Raw genomic sequence first — 16,633 nt, 5'->3', positions numbered from 1 at the left:
TTTGGTGATGATGGCGGAGGGGACCCACGCGTTCCCATCTCGAACACGACCGTTAAGCCCTCCAGCGTCGATGGTACTTGAACCGCAGGGTTCTGGGAGAGTAGAACGTTGCCAAGCACGAGAGAAAACCTTTCTGAGAGAAATCTCAGGGAGGTTTTTTTGTTTTTGCACGGGCGCCCCAAAAAAAGGAACACCCCCTGACGTTAAGCAGGGGTTTTTCTGTAAATACTGAAAGTAGACTGTGAAATGGTCAGATTTATTAGGGCTCGGCAATGTTTGGAGTCAGTACTTGTCAAAAAGAAAGGAAATGATTATAATCTAGTTAAGGTCAAAGAAAGTCAAAGTCAATCAAAGTCAATCAATTTACTTCTAGCAGTCTGGGAGGATGAATTGATGCGTAACGTATCAGAAATAATTGAGCAATATTTAAAGCACGTCCTGCAGCAAAGCTCGGAGGGAGCCATCGAGATCCAGCGCAACGATCTTGCCGACCAATTCCAATGCGTGCCTTCGCAGATCAATTATGTGATCAGTACAAGGTTCACGCTGGAGAAGGGCTATCTGGTGGAGAGTAAGCGCGGCGGCGGCGGGTACATTCGTATCCAGAAGATTGAGCTTAAGAGCCATGGATCGATTCTCGATCATATTTTCCGCACGATCCATACCCATATCGATCAAGTGGCTTCGGAAGGGCTCATTTACCAGCTGCAGGAGGGCCAATATATTTCAACCCGAGAAGCCAACCTGATTCGGGCAGCGATATCGAGAGATGTGTTGACCTTCAAGCTCCCGCTGCGCGATGAAATTCGGGCCAAGATTCTCAAAGCGATGCTGATATCCTTGCTTAGCAGATGAGGAGGCATAGAAAATGATTTGTCAGGAATGCGGGAAGCGCCCGGCGACTCTTCATTTTACGAAGATTGTGAATGGCGACAAGAACGAGTTCCACATTTGTGAGAACTGTGCCCGTGAGAAGGGCGAGATGATCCCGGGGACCTCCGGCGGATTCTCAATTCATAATCTGTTGTCGGGGTTGCTTGATTTCGAACCGTCGTCCATGTCCGCCGCGAAAACGCAAGCGGTCCGTTGTGAGAATTGTGGACTTACGTACTCGCAGTTTAGCAAGCTAGGCCGGTTCGGCTGCGGGTCCTGCTATCAAAGCTTTTCCGAGAAGTTAGATCCTCTCTTCAAGAGAGTGCATGGCAACACCGTCCATGTGGGCAAAATCCCCAAACGAAGCGGCGGCATCATTCAGAGCAAGCGAGAAATCGAGACGCTGAAGAAGGATATGATGGCCTGCATTGAAGCGGAGGAATTCGAGCAAGCGGCGAAGATCAGGGATCAAATTCGCGACATTGAGAAGAAAATCGCGGGCATGTGATTATGTAAGGAAGGTGTGAATCCAGTGACACTACAGCGGTTTACAGGAGATGCATTAAGCGAGTGGATGAAGGGCGACGGACCGGAATCGGATATCGTGATCAGCAGCCGGATCCGTATCGCACGCAACCTTAGAGACTACCCTTATCCCATGCTGGCTACCAATCAACAATCACAAGAGGTGCTAGATCAGCTATCCGGCGTGCTTGAGAACGACGAATTGGAGACGATCAGCAACTTTTCGCTAATTCCGCTGTCGGACCTGAATGAGCTTGAGCGAATGGTGCTTGTTGAGAAGCATTTAATCAGTCCTAATTTAGCTAACGAATCCCGTAACGGTGCCGTTATTTTAAGCGAAAATGAATCCATCTCCATCATGATCAACGAGGAAGATCATCTTCGCATACAATGCTTATGCCCAGGCTTTCAGATCAAGGAAGTTTGGGACTTGGCGAACCAGATTGACGATATTTTTGAAACTCAATTGGATTACGGCTATGATGAGAAGAAGGGCTACTTAACCAGCTGCCCAACGAACGTCGGAACCGGTATCCGGGCTTCGGTTATGATGCATTTGCCGGCTTTGGTGCTGACCCAACAAATCAATCGAATTTTATCCGCTGTTACACAAGTTGGATTAACGGTTAGAGGATTATATGGGGAAGGCAGCGAAGCATTAGGTAATCTGTTCCAAATATCGAATCAGATTACTTTGGGCCAATCCGAAGACGAGATTATTGAGAATTTGCACAGTGTCGCAAGACAAATTATTGAGCATGAGCGTGCCGCCAGGCATAAGCTGATGCAAGAGTCTCGAATGCGTATCATTGACCGGGTGAACCGCTCGCTTGGCATTCTGTCCTATGCGGGAATCATGGATTCGAAGGAAGCCGCGCAGCGCCTGTCCGATGTGCGACTCGGCATTGATCTTGGTATTATCAACAATGTCTCACCGAATGTGTTGAATGAACTGCTGGTGATGACGCAGCCGGGCTTCCTGCAGCAATATGCAGGGGAGAAGCTGAACGCAGACGAACGCGATATGCGCAGAGCCGAGCTGATTCGAGAGAAGTTCGGCAGGATCTAAACGAAGGAAGATTCATCCTTTAGGTTTACCATAGATATACTACTTTTGGAGGTGTTCTCTATGATGTTTGGCAGATTTACGGAACGTGCGCAGAAGGTGCTTTCTTTGGCTCAAGAGGAAGCGGTCCGCTTAGGACATAACAATATTGGGACTGAGCATATTTTGCTGGGACTGATTCGTGAAGGGGAAGGTATTGCTGCTAAAGCACTCGTTGCCTTAGGATTAGGTCTTGAGAAAATTCAAGACGAAGTCGAATCTCTAATCGGCAGAGGACAAGAACAGCCTACCAACATTGCGTATACGCCTAGAGCCAAAAAGGTTATCGAGCTTTCCATGGATGAAGCAAGGAAATTAGGCCACACTTATGTGGGGACTGAACATATTCTGCTAGGGCTCATTCGCGAAGGCGAAGGCGTAGCGGCTAGGGTATTGAACAACCTGGGCGTTTCGCTGAACAAAGCCCGTCAGCAAGTGCTTCAATTGCTGGGCAGCAGCGAGACCGTGTCCCCAAGTCACGGGACCAGCCAGAATGTGAACACGCCTACACTTGACGGTTTGGCGAGAGATCTGACCGCCTATGCCAAGGAAGGCCATCTGGACCCGGTAATCGGGCGCAGTAAAGAAATCGAGCGCGTGATCCAGGTGCTCAGCCGCAGAACGAAGAACAATCCGGTGCTCATCGGTGAGCCTGGGGTCGGTAAAACGGCGATTGCCGAAGGCCTTGCCCAGAAGATTATCAACAATGAAATTCCAGAAACGTTGAAGGACAAAAGGGTCATGACCCTCGACATGGGATCCGTTGTCGCAGGCACCAAATACCGCGGTGAATTCGAAGACCGCCTCAAAAAAATTATGGACGAAATTCGTCAAGCCGGGAACATCGTGCTCTTCATTGACGAGCTGCACACGCTGATCGGCGCAGGCGGGGCGGAAGGCGCGATCGATGCCTCCAACATCCTGAAGCCGGCTTTGGCCAGAGGCGAGCTGCAGTGCATCGGGGCGACAACGCTTGACGAGTACCGCAAATATATCGAGAAGGATGCCGCATTGGAGCGCCGCTTCCAGCCGATTACGGTGGATCAGCCGTCTCCGGAGGAAGCGATCCAAATTCTCTATGGACTTCGCGATCGTTACGAAGCGCATCACCGCGTGAAAATTACAGACTTGGCCATTCAAGAGGCCGTTAAACTGTCCGACCGTTATATTACGGATCGTTTCCTGCCGGATAAAGCGATCGACTTGATCGATGAGGCCAGCTCCAAAGTAAGACTTCGTTCTTACACCATACCGCCTTCATTGAAGCAGCTGGAGAATAAGCTGGAGGATATCCGCAAGGAGAAGGATGCCGCGGTACAAAGCCAGGAATTCGAGAAAGCGGCTGGACTTCGCGATACTGAGCAGAAGCTTCGTGAAGAGCTGGATACAACGAAGAACGATTGGAAAGAGAAACAAGGACGTCTGGATACGGAAGTAACGCCGGACGATATCGCTCAGATCGTAGCGAGCTGGACCGGTATCCCGGTTAGCAAGCTGGCTGAAGAAGAGACGGAGCGTCTGCTCAAGATGGAGGATATTCTTCATGAGCGCGTGATCGGACAAGAGGAAGCGGTGAAAGCCGTCAGCCGTGCGATCCGCCGCGCCAGAGCAGGCCTCAAAGATCCGAAGCGTCCGATGGGCTCCTTCATTTTCTTAGGACCTACAGGTGTCGGTAAAACGGAGCTGGCGCGCGCCTTGGCTGAATCCCTATTCGGCGATGACAATGCGGTAGTCCGGATCGACATGTCGGAGTACATGGAGAAGCACTCGACGTCCCGACTTGTCGGAGCGCCTCCAGGATATGTGGGCTACGAGGAAGGCGGTCAACTGACAGAGAAAGTTCGCCGCAAACCTTACTCCGTTGTACTGCTCGATGAGATCGAGAAAGCACATCCGGAAGTATTCAATATCCTGCTGCAAGTGCTGGAAGATGGACGTCTGACGGATTCCAAAGGACGTACGGTCGATTTCCGCAACACGCTGATCATCATGACCTCCAACGTCGGTGCGGAAACGATTAAGAAGAACTCTTCCCTTGGCTTTACAGCTGCCATTGACGCCGGCAAAGACTACTCCAACATGAGAGACAAAGTGATGGGCGAGCTGAAGAAAAGCTTCCGTCCTGAGTTCCTCAACCGGATCGACGAAATTATCGTCTTCCACTCCTTGGATGAGAAACACATCGGCGAAATCGTTAGCTTGATGGCGGATGATCTTCGCAAACGTCTGAAAGAGCAAGATGTTGATTTCTTGCTGACGGATAAAGCAAAATCGTTCTTGGCCAAAGAAGGATATGATCCAACTTATGGCGCACGTCCGCTTCGCAGAGCGATTCAGAAGCATATCGAGGACCGCTTGTCCGAGGAGCTGCTCAAAGGCAATATTGCCAAAGGCGATTCCTTAACCATTGACGAGCAAGACGGTGAACTGGTCGTCCAACGGGGCGAAGGGGTAGCCGCGAAATAAAGCAAGCAAAGAAGCATTTTGCTGCATCCACGATGGGTGCGGCAAAATGCTTTTTATTTGCAGATGACCTTTCATGGACATCATAAAAATGGTAAACTTTATTGGTAAGGATAGCCAAATATTGAATTGTAAGATGTTAAGGAGTCATTTACGCCATGAGTAAACAGAAAACCAAATTTTGCTGTCAAGAATGTGGCTATGAATCGCCGAAATGGATGGGCAAATGCCCCGGCTGTCAATCTTGGAACACGATGGTGGAAGAAATCGAAACGGTTGTGCGCACGAAGGGCATGAATTCTTCTGCCCCGCGAACGAAAGAAAAACCGACCCCCATCATACATATAGAAAGTAGTCCGGAGCCCAGGGTTGTAACCCGCAATAAGGAATTAAACCGCGTCTTGGGCGGAGGCATCGTGCCCGGATCTTTGATCCTCGTGGGCGGAGATCCGGGAATCGGGAAGTCGACCTTGCTGCTTCAAACCTCACATGAACTTACGCAAGCAGAGCAGAAAGTGCTTTATATATCGGGGGAAGAATCTGTCAAACAGACGAAGCTGCGTGCGGATCGTTTGAACGCCGCTTCGCCGCTGCTGTACGTGCTCTGCGAAACGAATCTGGAGCTGATCGAAGAAGCCATTCAAGAGATTGAACCGGATTTTCTGGTGATCGACTCGATCCAGACGGTCTATCACCCTGCGATCACTTCAGCGCCGGGGACCGTTTCGCAAGTTCGGGAATGCACGGGTCATTTTATGAGAATAGCTAAGGGGAAAGGTATTGCAACGGTCCTTGTCGGCCATGTGACCAAGGAAGGTGCCATTGCGGGACCGCGAATGTTGGAGCACATGGTGGATTGCGTGCTTTATTTCGAGGGGGAGCGCCACCATTCGTACCGGGTGCTACGCGCCGTCAAGAATCGATTCGGTTCGACGAACGAAATCGGGATTTTCGAAATGCAGGAATCGGGCCTCGTGGAAGTTAGCAATCCCTCTGAATTATTCCTATCTGAGAGACCTCTCGGCGTTGCCGGTTCAACCGTCGTAGCTAGTATGGAGGGCACGCGTCCGGTTCTGGTAGAAATCCAGGCCCTCGTCTCTTCGACGAACTTTCCTTCGCCCAGAAGGATGGCGACCGGTGTCGATCATAACCGCCTTTCCCTGATTATTGCCGTTCTTGAGAAGCGTATGGGCATGTTTTTGCAAAATCAAGATGCCTATCTGAACGTGGCCGGCGGTGTCAAGCTTGACGAACCGGCTGTCGATTTGGCCATCGCGATCAGTATCGCTTCCAGCTTCCGGGATCAAGCGACCCAGCCGTTCGATGTGGTGTTCGGTGAAATCGGCTTGACCGGCGAAGTCCGCGGCGTGTCCCGGATCGACCAACGTGTGAAAGAAGCGGAGAAGCTGGGGTTCCGCAGAGTCATTATGCCGGAGAAAAGTTTGAAGGGGTGGACCCATCCGCCCGGTATGGAGATTATCGGAGTGAATACAGTGTCCGAAGCATTGAAAGCGGCATTGGGCTAGCTCGTGAATCATTCAACCTGCAAGCCTTCAGGAGGAAACTATGAGTAAAGATGAGATCAAGCGTGACGTGATGAGCCAATTGCTCCAGATGGTGGCACCTGGTACATCGTTCCGTGACGGATTGGAGAATGTCCTGCGCGCCAAAACGGGCGGACTGATCGTCGTAGGTTACAGTGCGGAAGTGAGGGAGATCGTCGATGGCGGGTTTTCGATCGATTGCGAATTTTCCCCCAACTATTTATATGAGCTTGCCAAAATGGACGGAGCGATTATTCTCAGCGAGGATATCAAGCGAATTCTATATGCGAACACGCAATTAATCCCGGACTCCTCCATCTCCTCCTCAGAGACCGGTATCCGTCATCGGACCGCTGAGCGGGTGGCGAAGCAGACGAATAAGCTCGTTGTATCCATTTCGCAGAGGCGCAACGTAATTACTCTGTACCAAGGCAATTTGCGCTATGCGCTCAAAGATATCGGCGTCATCTTGACCAAAGCGAATCAAGCCATCCAAACGCTGGAGCGTTACAAGGTGGTGTTGGATCAGTCGCTGACGAATTTGAGCGCATCGGAGTTCGAAGAGTTAGTCACGCTGCACGATGTGACCAACGTAATTGCCCGTTTCGAGATGGTGCTACGCATTAAGGCCGAAATCAACCGATATATTAATGAGCTTGGGAATGAAGGCCGGTTGATCAGCATGCAATTAGAAGAACTTGTCGGGAATGCGGAACTTGAAGCGCGTTTGCTCGTAAAAGATTATGTAAGAGAATTATCCGAGGATCGCGTCAAAGACATGCAAGCAGGCTTGAAGCGTCTTTCTTCGGATGAGCTGCTTGAACCGCACCAAATTATTCGATTGCTCGGCTACCCGCATTCCAATTCGATCGTGGAAGAGCCGGTTTCCCCTCGCGGGTTCCGGATTCTTGGGAAGATACCGCGGCTTCCCTCGATCATTATTGCGAATCTGGTGGAGAAATTCGGCTACCTGCCTCACATGATGATGGCGACGATTGAGGAATTGGATGAAGTTGACGGCATCGGAGAGGTAAGGGCCCGCGCCATTAAGGAAGGCCTCAAAAGAATTCAAGAACAAGTGTTCATTGACAGACATATTTAAAGTAGATACAATCATAAAGTATCATTGTTGAGGTTTTATAAAGTCAAGTTTAGGGCATAGTAAATCCAGAGGTGGACAAAAAAATATGTTAACGAAATCAATTCCCAGTCTTTTTACAGTAGGGAACTTATTCCTCGGTGTTCTGTCGATTATTCTCGCTTTCAGCGGTGAGCACGGCGTTGCAGCAGTGCTGGTCATTGTCGCTATGTTGCTCGATGGACTTGACGGTCGTGTAGCCCGCGCGTTGAATGCACAGAGTGAATTTGGTAAAGAGCTAGACTCGCTGTCCGATGTTATTTCTTTCGGTGTGGCGCCTGCCTTTATCATGTATGTTGTAGCGTTCAACGATCCGCATGTGATCAGTCCGGCATTCGCTTGGATCGTCACCGCAATCTTCCCAATCTGTGGAGCGCTTCGGTTGGCTCGCTTTAATGTCGTTGCCGGTACGCCTGGCTATTTCATCGGATTGCCGATTCCGGCTGCAGGCGGTGTGCTGTGTACATTGGCATTGTTTGTGAATGAAATTAACGTGTATGTTCTGTTGGTAAGTACAATTCTATTGTCTTATTTGATGGTAAGTACAGTGAAATATCCGAACTTCAAGAAAGCCGGCATTCCGAAAGCAGCGATCTGGATCACGCCTGTGATTGTGGCCGTTGCCGTACTCATCGCGATCAAGTGGCCGGAGTCGATCTCCAAAATGATCTTCGTACCGCTTCTGCTGTACGCGCTGTACGGCCTAAAAAAAAACGTTGATGGCTTCTTCATCCGAATCCGCAGAAAGAACAAAAGACGCGGCGTAGAGGATCCGAACTCCGTTAAATCCGACGTTTAATCTCCATACCGCAAAAATAAAAAGCATTTATTTTCTCTCTGGATGAGCAGAAGAAAATAAATGCTTTTTTGCTGTTCATGTGCATTGTCTTGATCATGACATGTTGAAAAGGCCCAAGGTTGAGCATTTCTTGGATTCGTTCTCTACGACTTGCTCCAAATTGACGCCGAGAATGTTGCTCAGTGCAGACATATAGAACAGATTCCTGCCCAATTCACTGCTCACGACCTCGATGCATTGCTCACATAAGTGACCGGTTACATGAGTGCCGAGTACGTTCTTCGCTTCGTTCAGAGTCATCTCTGGATGATACTCTTGCTTAGCTGCGTTAACCTGAATACATCCGCATTCTGTAATGGACTTCACCACGGAACGGTTGGCAGCTGCGCCTGACTGTTGGAACTTGGATAAGACGTCAAGCAGACTTCGGTGACGGAGCAACAATTCGGAAACCTGATCTTGAAACTGCTTTAAAGTCAAGGAGCTCATTCCATCCACCTCGGGTGTGTTGGTAACTTCCAATTTCATTATAATGGAAGGCCCTTAATATTTCAATTTTCCGAGAGCAGAAGTGATTAATAAGGGATAAATTGGAACATAATTGTAAGGAGGCTGTTATTAATAAGTTGATGTAGGAGGTGAATCTATGATGAGAAAATGGGTGCAATTCATTTTAGCCGTCATGGGTGGTAGTTTAGGATATGGATGGAGCGAGTCAATCGTACGAACGACAGGTTTCATGAGCGATTCAGGCAAGATCATAGTTTTGAATAGTATGTGCGCTGGGGTCATGTTCTTTCTTTCATTGTGGGTTGCCGGTAAGGGAATGAAGCTCCTGATCCAAGGAGAAAAGAATGTGGCGGACATTCCTGCGTCCGATTTGCTCTCAGGCACGTTAGGGCTCGTCATCGGACTTCTCGTATCCGTTATGGTGTTCCCTGTGCTGCAGCAGGCGACGTGGGCGGGTCCCTTTTTACCTTTCGTCGTATCGGCGGTTCTAGCCGTCATGGGATTCCGTATCGGTTACAGCAAGAGGGAGGAGCTAGTCCAGATTATGGCCAAGAGCCGGTCGGCTGCTCCGGAGAAAGGGACGCACAGGCCTTACGAGGAACATAAGATTCTCGATACCAGCGTCATTATTGACGGTCGTATTGCGGATATTTGCAAAACGGGATTTATCGAAGGAACGCTCGTGATACCGGAGTTCGTGTTGGAAGAGCTGCAGCATATTGCGGATTCGTCGGACTTGCTGAAGCGCAACCGGGGCCGGCGAGGGCTCGATATTTTGAATAAAATCCAGAAGGAACTTGAAGTGAAAGTGCTGATCTACGAAGGCGATTTCGAAGAAATATCGGAAGTCGACAGCAAGCTGGTACGATTGGCTAAGGTGCTTCAGGGCAAAGTCATCACGAATGATTTCAACTTGAATAAAGTATGCGAGCTGCAGGGTGTTTCGGTGCTCAACATTAATGACCTTGCGAATGCTGTGAAGCCTGTGGTCCTGCCTGGTGAAGAAATTATCGTTCAAGTCATTAAAGACGGCAAGGAGCATGGACAAGGCGTAGCCTACCTGGATGACGGGACGATGATCGTCGTGGAAGGCGGCCGTGAATTCATCGGGATGACGCTTGAAGTGATGGTGACCAGCGTTCTACAGACATCGGCGGGGCGGATGATTTTCGCGAAACCGAAACTATTGGAAAAAGCGCAGTAAAACCAGTATGATGGGAGATGTAACATAGCTCTTACCAGTTGCTTGGAAAGTATAAGTTTTATACTTTTGCTTTGCATCAACCATGACAAACCTTTCGTCCTATATGGACGACGGAGTCGTTCATCCATGGGTCTATGCTTACGTAGAAAGCTTTCGAACGAAAGCGCTTAGTCGGAGGGCTTATGGGGAAGCTGGGAGTCATCATCGTAGCTGCGGGCAAAGGCTCGCGCATGGGAACGGCGGAAAGCAAACAATATTTACAGCTGGGACAGAAGCCGATTCTGGTACATACGTTGCAATTATTTCAAAACATACATGAAGTGAATGAAATCATTTTGGTTGTGGGTGGAAATGACGTAGAGCGCTGTGCAGGTTATGTACAAGCCTACGGTCTTTCCAAGGTCACTCATGTGCTGGCAGGCGGCGCGGAGCGTCAAGACTCTGTTCGGCAAGGCCTAGCGGCTTTGGCCAAGGACACGGATTGGGTGCTCGTGCATGACGGAGTGCGGCCTTTCGTTAAGAGGGAACATGTGTTCGAATGTCTGGCGAAGGCGCAGGAACAGGATGCAGCTGTGCTGGCTGTCCCTGTGAAGGATACGATCAAAGTCGTAGATACCGACAAAAGAATTCAATCAACACCGGATAGACGAAGCTTGTGGGCCATCCAAACCCCGCAGGCTTTTCGGCTTTCCCTTCTGCGGGAGGCGCACGAACGGGCGCTTCAGGAGGGCTTCATGGGTACCGATGATGCGATGCTGGTGGAGCGGATAGGAACAACGGTGTATGTCGTCGAAGGAGACTATTACAATATCAAGATCACAACACCGGAAGATTTGCCATGGGCGGAATGGATTTTACAACACGTTAGGGGAGAGAGACAATCATGATTCGCGTAGGTCAAGGATTTGATGTGCATCAATTGGTGGAAGGACGCAAGTGTATTATCGGAGGCGTAACGATTCCTTATGAGAAAGGGCTGCTCGGGCATTCCGATGCCGATGTGCTCCTGCATGCGATCAGCGACGCGATCCTGGGCGCACTGGGCTTGGGAGATATCGGCAAGCATTTCCCGGACACGGCCGCCGAGTTCAAGGATGCGGACAGCCTGGTACTGCTCAAGCATGTATGGCAGCTGGCGAAGGACCGAGGCTACCGTCTGGGTAATGCGGATTCCACGATCATTGCCCAGAAGCCTAAGATGGCGCCGTATATTCCGCAAATGGCCGAGATTATCGCGGAGGCGCTCGATGCGCAGGTGGATCAAATCAATGTGAAAGCGACAACGACGGAGCAATTGGGCTTCACAGGCCGCGGCGAAGGTATTGCTGCTCAATCGGTTGTTTGTTTAATTCGAGATGTGCTAGAATAGCAGGTATTATTGGGAGAAGGGGTACAGTCATGAACCAACCATTACGTGTGCGTTATGCACCTAGTCCTACGGGACATTTGCATATTGGCGGTGCTCGTACGGCACTGTTCGATTACTTGCTGGCCCGCCGCCATGGCGGAGCTTTCGTTGTGCGTTTCGAGGATACCGATCAGACTCGTCATAAGGAATCGGGGATCGAGGACCAGTTGAATGGTCTGAGATGGCTTGGCTTGGAGTGGGATGAGAGTGTAGACATCGGGGGCCCATACGCACCATACCGTCAGATGGAGAGATTGGATATTTACAAGACCTATCTGGATCAATTGCTGCAGAGCGGGCATGCTTACCCGTGCTATTGTTCGGAAGCCGACCTGGAGCAGGAGCGGGCCGAACAGGAGGCGCGCGGCGAGATGGGCGGATATTCCGGGAAATGCCGCCATTTGACAGCGGAGCAGCGTGCTGCTTTTGAATCGGAAGGCCGCAAGCCTTCGACGCGCTTCCTTGTACCGGCAGACCGTGTAATTGCTTTTGAAGACAAGGTGCGCGAGCATGTGGAATTCGATTCCAATGGCATAGGCGATTTCATTATCGCTCGTCCGGACGGGATTCCGACGTATAACTTCGCTGTCATCGTGGACGATCATACCATGAAGATCAACCTGGTGATCCGCGGGGAGGAGCATCTGTCCAACACGCCTAGACAAATCCTTATGTATGAGGCTCTGGGCATGCCGGTTCCGGAATTTGCTCACTTGGCGTTGATTCTGAATCAAGACCGGAAGAAAATGAGCAAACGGGATGAGTCCATCATCCAGTTCATCGAACAGTACCGGGAGTTAGGTTACCTGCCGGAGGCCGTCGTCAATTTTATTGCGCTGCTCGGTTGGTCGCCGGGCGGTGAAGAAGAGATGTTCACCAAGGAAGAGTTAATCGCTCAGTTTGACCTCGATCGCGTGTCGAAGAGTCCGGCTGTGTTCGATATGGATAAATTGAATTGGATGAACAATGCCTATTTGAAAAAGGCTCCGCTCTCCCGCGTAGTCGACCTGTGTGTGCCGCATTTGCAGAAAGCCGGCTATATTCCGAACCAGCTGGATGAAGCGGGCCAAGAGTGGGTAACGGCGCTGGTCGGCCTGAATCAGGAAAGAATGCGTTTCGCCGCAGAAATTGTCGAATTGTCGAGCATCTTCTTCAAAGAAGAGCTGGTGATCGACGAGGAGGCTGCCGCCGTTCTGAAGGAAGAGCATGTGCCGGTAGTGTTGTCCAGCTTCTTGACGCAAGTGGAGGGGGCCGAGGCTTTCACGGTGGAAGCGATCCCTGCCTTGCTGAAGCAAGTGCAGAAGGATACGGGCTTCAAAGGGAAGCAGCTGTTCATGTCCATTCGTTCTGCGCTCACAGGACAGGTGCACGGACCGGATTTGAATGTATCTTTGTACCTGCTGGGCAAAGAAAAAGTCGCTTCGCGTCTAAGGAACTTATTGTAATAGACGGTGCTTTTCGTTATACTTAATCCAATAACGATTGCAATGATCAGGAGAGTACGCTTATTTAGGGTTTTTCAGAGAGGATAATCGGAGCCGCGAGGCTTCGGCTGTGAGTTATCCATTCCCTATAAACGGAAATGCACCTGGGAGCTGCTACGCCGAATACTCGGAAGACGAGTAAAGTAGGCGCAGCCGGATGACCCACGTTACGGGGACTTGAGTTGGGAGACTTCCGAGTCACCAAGCAGAGTGGAACCGCGATGAATAACGCCTCTGCAGCCATTGGGCTGCGGGGGCTTTTTTTATACACAGAATCTGATTTAAGGCGAAGAAGGTGAGAGCATGTGGCAAACGATCAAATCTGATATTTCTGCCGTATTCGATAACGACCCGGCTGCACGCAGCTGGTTTGAGGTTGTGTTTACGTACTCCGGTCTTCACGCCATCTGGGCGCATCGGATCGGGCATTGGTTCTACAAGCGGAAGATGTTTACCCTCGCCCGTATCGTCTCCCAATGGAGCCGTTTCATGACGGGCATTGAGATTCATCCCGGAGCCACAATCGGCAAGCGGTTGTTTATTGACCATGGGATGGGCGTAGTGATCGGGGAAACGTGCGAAATCGGCGATGACGTCATTTTGTATCAAGGGGTTACTCTCGGGGGAACAGGCAAGGAGAAAGGTAAGAGACATCCGACTATTGGCAATAATGTTGTTATCGGTTCAGGCGCCAAGATCTTAGGCTCCTTCCTTGTCGGCGAGAATTCGCGTATCGGTTCCAATGCCGTGGTCATTCACGAGGTTCCGTCCAACAGTACGGTCGTAACGATGCCTGCCAAGCTTGTGAAGCGGGACGGGGTGCGCGTCAATCGTTTGGATCACGGCAACTTGCCGGATCCCATTATTGATATATTCCAAGAAATGCAGCAGCAAATTAACGAGCTCAAAAAGCAGCTTGAACAAGAACGGGTCAGAAATGGAGGAGCGAGAGAACATGACGCTCAGAGTGTATAACACACTAACACGCAAGAAGGAAGAATTCGTCCCGATTGAAGCGGGCAAAGTGAAAATGTATGTATGCGGCCCGACTGTATATAACTATATTCATATCGGAAACGGGAGGCCTGTGATCTTCTTCGATGTCGTGCGGCGCTTCCTGGAATCGCAGAAGTATGAGGTTACTTATATTACGAACTTCACGGACGTTGACGATAAAATGATCCGCAAAGCCGAGGAGCTGGGCGTTACGGTGCCGGAGCTGGCGGAAACGTTCATCGCCGCTTTCTTGGAGGATATTAAGGCGCTGGGTGTGCATGAGGCTACTTTGAATCCGCGTGTTACGGAAAATATGCCGGAAATTATCGAGTTCATCGCCGCTCTTGTGGAGAAAGGCTACGCTTATGAGGCGCGCGGCGACGTGTATTACCGCACGACCAAGTTCGCCGAATACGGCAAGCTGTCGCATCAGAATCTGGAGGAGCTTCAATACGGCATTCGGATTGAGGTGGACGACCGGAAGGAGAACCCGCAGGACTTCGTACTGTGGAAAGCGGCGAAGCCCGGGGAAATTTATTGGGATAGCCCCTGGGGCCAGGGCCGTCCGGGCTGGCATATCGAGTGCTCCGCGATGGTGCGCAAATATTTGGGCGAAACGATCGATATTCATGGCGGCGGCCAAGATTTGACATTCCCGCACCATGAGTGCGAGATCGCTCAGACGGAAGCGGTAACGGGTCATCCGATGGCCAATTATTGGCTGCACAATGCGTTCTTGAACATTGACAATGAGAAGATGTCCAAGTCGCTGGGCAACGGCATATTAATTCGCGACCTCGTGCAGCAGTTGAAGCCGGAGGTATTCCGCTTCTTCATGCTGTCCGCTCATTACCGCAACCCGCTTAACTTCAGCGATGAAAGCTTGAAGCAAGCGGCGAACGCGCTGGAGCGCATCCAGAACGCGAATGACAACTTGAAGCATCGGCTGGCTACAGCATCCGCATCCGGCGATGCGGATGCAGCGCTGGTTGCGCGCGTTGCGGCCATTGCGAATCAATTCGTCGAGAAGATGAACGACGACTTCAACACGCCGGATGCGATTACGGCCGTATTTGATTTGGTGTCGGAAGCGAATCTATATCTCCAACAGGAGCGGGTTCATACCGCGGCGCTTCAGCTGCTGCTGGATCAGCTGCAGGCGTTCGACCAAACGTTGGGGATTTTGTCGAAACAAGCCGACGAATTGCTGGATGAAGAGATCGAGCAATTGATCGTGGAGCGCACGGAAGCGAGGAAGTCGAAGAACTGGGCGCGCGCGGACGAAATTCGTGATCTGCTCACGGAGAAAGGGATATTCCTTGAGGACACGCCGCAAGGAATTCGTTGGCGCCGCAAATGAGCGAAACCTTGAACGATGCAGCGAATTTGTTCGTTTACCCGCCTGCCGTAAGCCCGCATCTGCTGAATCCGATTGTGCTGGCCTATATCGGGGATGCGGTTTACGAGGTATACATTCGGCAGTATGTGATCTCCAGCGGGAATCATAAGCCGAACCATCTTCATAGGGCATCGACCGGTTATGTTTCGGCCAAGGCGCAAGCCAAGCTGCTTGATGCGTTGATGCCGATGCTGACGGAAGAAGAGACGGATATGGTGAAGCGCGGGCGCAACGCCAAATCAGGAACGACGGCGAAGAACGCGGATGTGCTGGAATACCGGCACAGCACCGCGTTTGAGTGCTTAATCGGATATTTGTACTATAAGCAATCTTATAGCCGCTTGAAGGAAATATTGGATTTTGCGCTTGCCTATAAGGCTGGTGCCAAGTCCGAAGCGTAGATGTAAGTTTTGTCAGCAGCGGAATTTTTAGGAGGAAAAAGGATGGAAGAAGAATATATTGGCGGGAAGCACTCCGTCATGGAGGCCATTCGCGCCGGCCGGACGATCAACAAAATCTGGATAGCTGAGAATGCGCAGAAGCAGTTTGCCGGCCCAATCGTGGCGGAAGCCAAAAATTTGGGTATTTTGGTGCAATTTACGGACAAGCGCAAGCTTGACCAAATGGTGGAAGGGCTGCAGCACCAAGGGGTTATCGCCCAAGTAGCGGCCTATGCTTATGTGGAAGTCGAAGAAATTATTGCTAAGGCGAAATCGCTGGGACAGGATCCGTTTATCCTGATTCTGGATGAGATCGAAGACCCTCATAATTTGGGTTCGATTCTGCGGACGGCGGATTGTACGGGAGTTCATGGGGTCATCATTCCGAAGAGGCGTTCGGTCGGTCTGACGGCAACGGTTTCCAAAACCTCCGCAGGCGCCGTGGAATACGTTCCTGTTGCCCGTGTAACGAATATTGCGCAAACGATCGAACAGCTGAAAGAGCAAGGGGTATGGGTTGCAGGAACGGATGTTACCGCAGCTCAAGATGTGTATAAAGCTAATTTCAACATGCCGATTGCGCTTGTAATCGGTAATGAGGGCAAAGGCGTGGGCAGGCTGATCAAAGAGAAGTGCGACTTCCTGGTGAAGCTGCCTATGGCGGGACACGTGAATTCCTTGAACGCTTCCGTCGCCGCGGGGGTTCTCATGTATGAAGTGGTTCGGCAACGTCATCAGAGCTAAG

At 50.7% G+C, this 16,633-nt stretch carries 16 protein-coding genes and 1 rRNA gene; 16 read left to right on the top strand and 1 reads right to left on the bottom strand.

Annotated features, from left to right (window positions below):
- The 8 genes from rrf to pssA all read left to right on the top strand — a co-directional run bounded on the left by rrf (nt 1) and on the right by pssA (nt 8,447).
- A 5S ribosomal RNA gene (gene rrf, locus PUT07_RS34225) occupies nt 1–117 on the top strand.
- A gap of 276 nt (nt 118–393) precedes the next feature.
- Nucleotides 394–855 carry a CtsR family transcriptional regulator gene (locus PUT07_RS34220; RefSeq protein WP_274473317.1) on the top strand — a complete coding sequence of 154 codons (462 nt, stop codon included), beginning with the start codon at nt 394–396 and terminating at the stop codon, nt 853–855.
- Between the two features lie 13 nt (nt 856–868).
- On the top strand, nt 869–1,381 hold the full coding sequence (locus tag PUT07_RS34215) for a UvrB/UvrC motif-containing protein (protein ID WP_274473315.1): 513 nt from the start codon (nt 869–871) through the stop codon (nt 1,379–1,381).
- A 66-nt stretch (nt 1,382–1,447) separates the two neighbouring features.
- On the top strand, nt 1,448–2,467 hold the full coding sequence (locus PUT07_RS34210) for a protein arginine kinase (RefSeq protein WP_379241305.1): 1,020 nt from the start codon (nt 1,448–1,450) through the stop codon (nt 2,465–2,467).
- A 60-nt stretch (nt 2,468–2,527) separates the two neighbouring features.
- Nucleotides 2,528–4,969: an ATP-dependent protease ATP-binding subunit ClpC gene (gene clpC, locus PUT07_RS34205; RefSeq protein WP_274473311.1), complete on the top strand. Its 2,442-nt coding sequence runs from the start codon at nt 2,528–2,530 to the stop codon at nt 4,967–4,969.
- Between the two features lie 155 nt (nt 4,970–5,124).
- On the top strand, nt 5,125–6,492 hold the full coding sequence (gene radA / locus PUT07_RS34200; RefSeq protein ID WP_274473309.1) for a DNA repair protein RadA: 1,368 nt from the start codon (nt 5,125–5,127) through the stop codon (nt 6,490–6,492).
- Nucleotides 6,493–6,532: 40 nt separating this feature from the next.
- A complete protein-coding gene (gene disA / locus PUT07_RS34195) occupies nt 6,533–7,612 on the top strand; it encodes a DNA integrity scanning diadenylate cyclase DisA (protein WP_274473308.1) in 1,080 nt (359 codons plus the stop codon).
- 85 nt (nt 7,613–7,697) lie between these two features.
- Nucleotides 7,698–8,447 carry a CDP-diacylglycerol--serine O-phosphatidyltransferase gene (gene pssA, locus PUT07_RS34190; RefSeq protein ID WP_274473307.1) on the top strand — a complete coding sequence of 250 codons (750 nt, stop codon included), beginning with the start codon at nt 7,698–7,700 and terminating at the stop codon, nt 8,445–8,447.
- 93 nt (nt 8,448–8,540) lie between these two features.
- Here pssA and PUT07_RS34185 read toward each other — a convergent pair whose 3' ends face one another.
- Nucleotides 8,541–8,936: a DUF1573 domain-containing protein gene (locus PUT07_RS34185; protein WP_274473319.1), complete on the bottom strand. Its 396-nt coding sequence runs from the start codon at nt 8,934–8,936 to the stop codon at nt 8,541–8,543.
- 157 nt (nt 8,937–9,093) lie between these two features.
- Between PUT07_RS34185 and PUT07_RS34180 the strand changes: the two genes are divergently transcribed.
- The 8 genes from PUT07_RS34180 to rlmB all read left to right on the top strand — a co-directional run bounded on the left by PUT07_RS34180 (nt 9,094) and on the right by rlmB (nt 16,632).
- The gene (locus PUT07_RS34180) at nt 9,094–10,161 is read left to right on the top strand and encodes a PIN/TRAM domain-containing protein (protein WP_274473306.1); all 1,068 of its coding nucleotides are present in this window, start codon (nt 9,094–9,096) and stop codon (nt 10,159–10,161) included.
- Between the two features lie 182 nt (nt 10,162–10,343).
- Nucleotides 10,344–11,048, top strand: coding sequence for a 2-C-methyl-D-erythritol 4-phosphate cytidylyltransferase (ispD, locus tag PUT07_RS34175; RefSeq protein WP_274473305.1), 705 nt, complete (start codon nt 10,344–10,346; stop codon nt 11,046–11,048).
- Nucleotides 11,045–11,530 carry a 2-C-methyl-D-erythritol 2,4-cyclodiphosphate synthase gene (gene ispF / locus PUT07_RS34170; RefSeq protein ID WP_274473304.1) on the top strand — a complete coding sequence of 162 codons (486 nt, stop codon included), beginning with the start codon at nt 11,045–11,047 and terminating at the stop codon, nt 11,528–11,530. The genes ispD and ispF overlap by 4 nt, the downstream gene beginning before the upstream one ends.
- A gap of 29 nt (nt 11,531–11,559) precedes the next feature.
- Nucleotides 11,560–13,014, top strand: a complete 1,455-nt coding sequence (gene gltX, locus PUT07_RS34165) for a glutamate--tRNA ligase (protein WP_274473303.1) — start codon at nt 11,560–11,562, stop codon at nt 13,012–13,014.
- 342 nt (nt 13,015–13,356) lie between these two features.
- Nucleotides 13,357–14,028, top strand: a complete 672-nt coding sequence (cysE, locus tag PUT07_RS34160) for a serine O-acetyltransferase (protein WP_274473301.1) — start codon at nt 13,357–13,359, stop codon at nt 14,026–14,028.
- The gene (gene cysS / locus PUT07_RS34155; RefSeq protein ID WP_274473300.1) at nt 14,009–15,409 is read left to right on the top strand and encodes a cysteine--tRNA ligase; all 1,401 of its coding nucleotides are present in this window, start codon (nt 14,009–14,011) and stop codon (nt 15,407–15,409) included. The genes cysE and cysS overlap by 20 nt, the downstream gene beginning before the upstream one ends.
- A complete protein-coding gene (locus PUT07_RS34150; protein ID WP_274473299.1) occupies nt 15,406–15,849 on the top strand; it encodes a Mini-ribonuclease 3 in 444 nt (147 codons plus the stop codon). The genes cysS and PUT07_RS34150 overlap by 4 nt, the downstream gene beginning before the upstream one ends.
- 42 nt (nt 15,850–15,891) lie before the next feature.
- Nucleotides 15,892–16,632, top strand: coding sequence for a 23S rRNA (guanosine(2251)-2'-O)-methyltransferase RlmB (gene rlmB, locus PUT07_RS34145; RefSeq protein WP_274473298.1), 741 nt, complete (start codon nt 15,892–15,894; stop codon nt 16,630–16,632).
- Nucleotide 16,633 lies beyond the last annotated feature (1 nt).

The organism is Paenibacillus sp. MAHUQ-63, from assembly GCF_028765165.1.
Taxonomy (GTDB): domain Bacteria; phylum Bacillota; class Bacilli; order Paenibacillales; family NBRC-103111; genus Paenibacillus_E.
Note: the sequence above shows the minus strand (reverse complement) of the source record. Positions and strands in the feature narration are given on the sequence as shown.

Coding starts and splice junctions, on each gene's coding strand:
- disA (WP_274473308.1), top strand. CDS start 6,533: ATGAGTAAAGATGAGATCAAGCGTGACGTGATGAGCCAATTGCTCCAG.
- radA (WP_274473309.1), top strand. CDS start 5,125: ATGAGTAAACAGAAAACCAAATTTTGCTGTCAAGAATGTGGCTATGAA.
- gltX (WP_274473303.1), top strand. CDS start 11,560: ATGAACCAACCATTACGTGTGCGTTATGCACCTAGTCCTACGGGACAT.
- cysE (WP_274473301.1), top strand. CDS start 13,357: ATGTGGCAAACGATCAAATCTGATATTTCTGCCGTATTCGATAACGAC.
- ispD (WP_274473305.1), top strand. CDS start 10,344: ATGGGGAAGCTGGGAGTCATCATCGTAGCTGCGGGCAAAGGCTCGCGC.
- clpC (WP_274473311.1), top strand. CDS start 2,528: ATGATGTTTGGCAGATTTACGGAACGTGCGCAGAAGGTGCTTTCTTTG.
- pssA (WP_274473307.1), top strand. CDS start 7,698: ATGTTAACGAAATCAATTCCCAGTCTTTTTACAGTAGGGAACTTATTC.
- PUT07_RS34180 (WP_274473306.1), top strand. CDS start 9,094: ATGATGAGAAAATGGGTGCAATTCATTTTAGCCGTCATGGGTGGTAGT.
- PUT07_RS34185 (WP_274473319.1), bottom strand. CDS start 8,936: ATGAGCTCCTTGACTTTAAAGCAGTTTCAAGATCAGGTTTCCGAATTG.
- PUT07_RS34220 (WP_274473317.1), top strand. CDS start 394: ATGCGTAACGTATCAGAAATAATTGAGCAATATTTAAAGCACGTCCTG.
- rlmB (WP_274473298.1), top strand. CDS start 15,892: ATGGAAGAAGAATATATTGGCGGGAAGCACTCCGTCATGGAGGCCATT.
- PUT07_RS34215 (WP_274473315.1), top strand. CDS start 869: ATGATTTGTCAGGAATGCGGGAAGCGCCCGGCGACTCTTCATTTTACG.
- ispF (WP_274473304.1), top strand. CDS start 11,045: ATGATTCGCGTAGGTCAAGGATTTGATGTGCATCAATTGGTGGAAGGA.
- PUT07_RS34150 (WP_274473299.1), top strand. CDS start 15,406: ATGAGCGAAACCTTGAACGATGCAGCGAATTTGTTCGTTTACCCGCCT.
- PUT07_RS34210 (WP_379241305.1), top strand. CDS start 1,448: ATGAAGGGCGACGGACCGGAATCGGATATCGTGATCAGCAGCCGGATC.
- cysS (WP_274473300.1), top strand. CDS start 14,009: ATGACGCTCAGAGTGTATAACACACTAACACGCAAGAAGGAAGAATTC.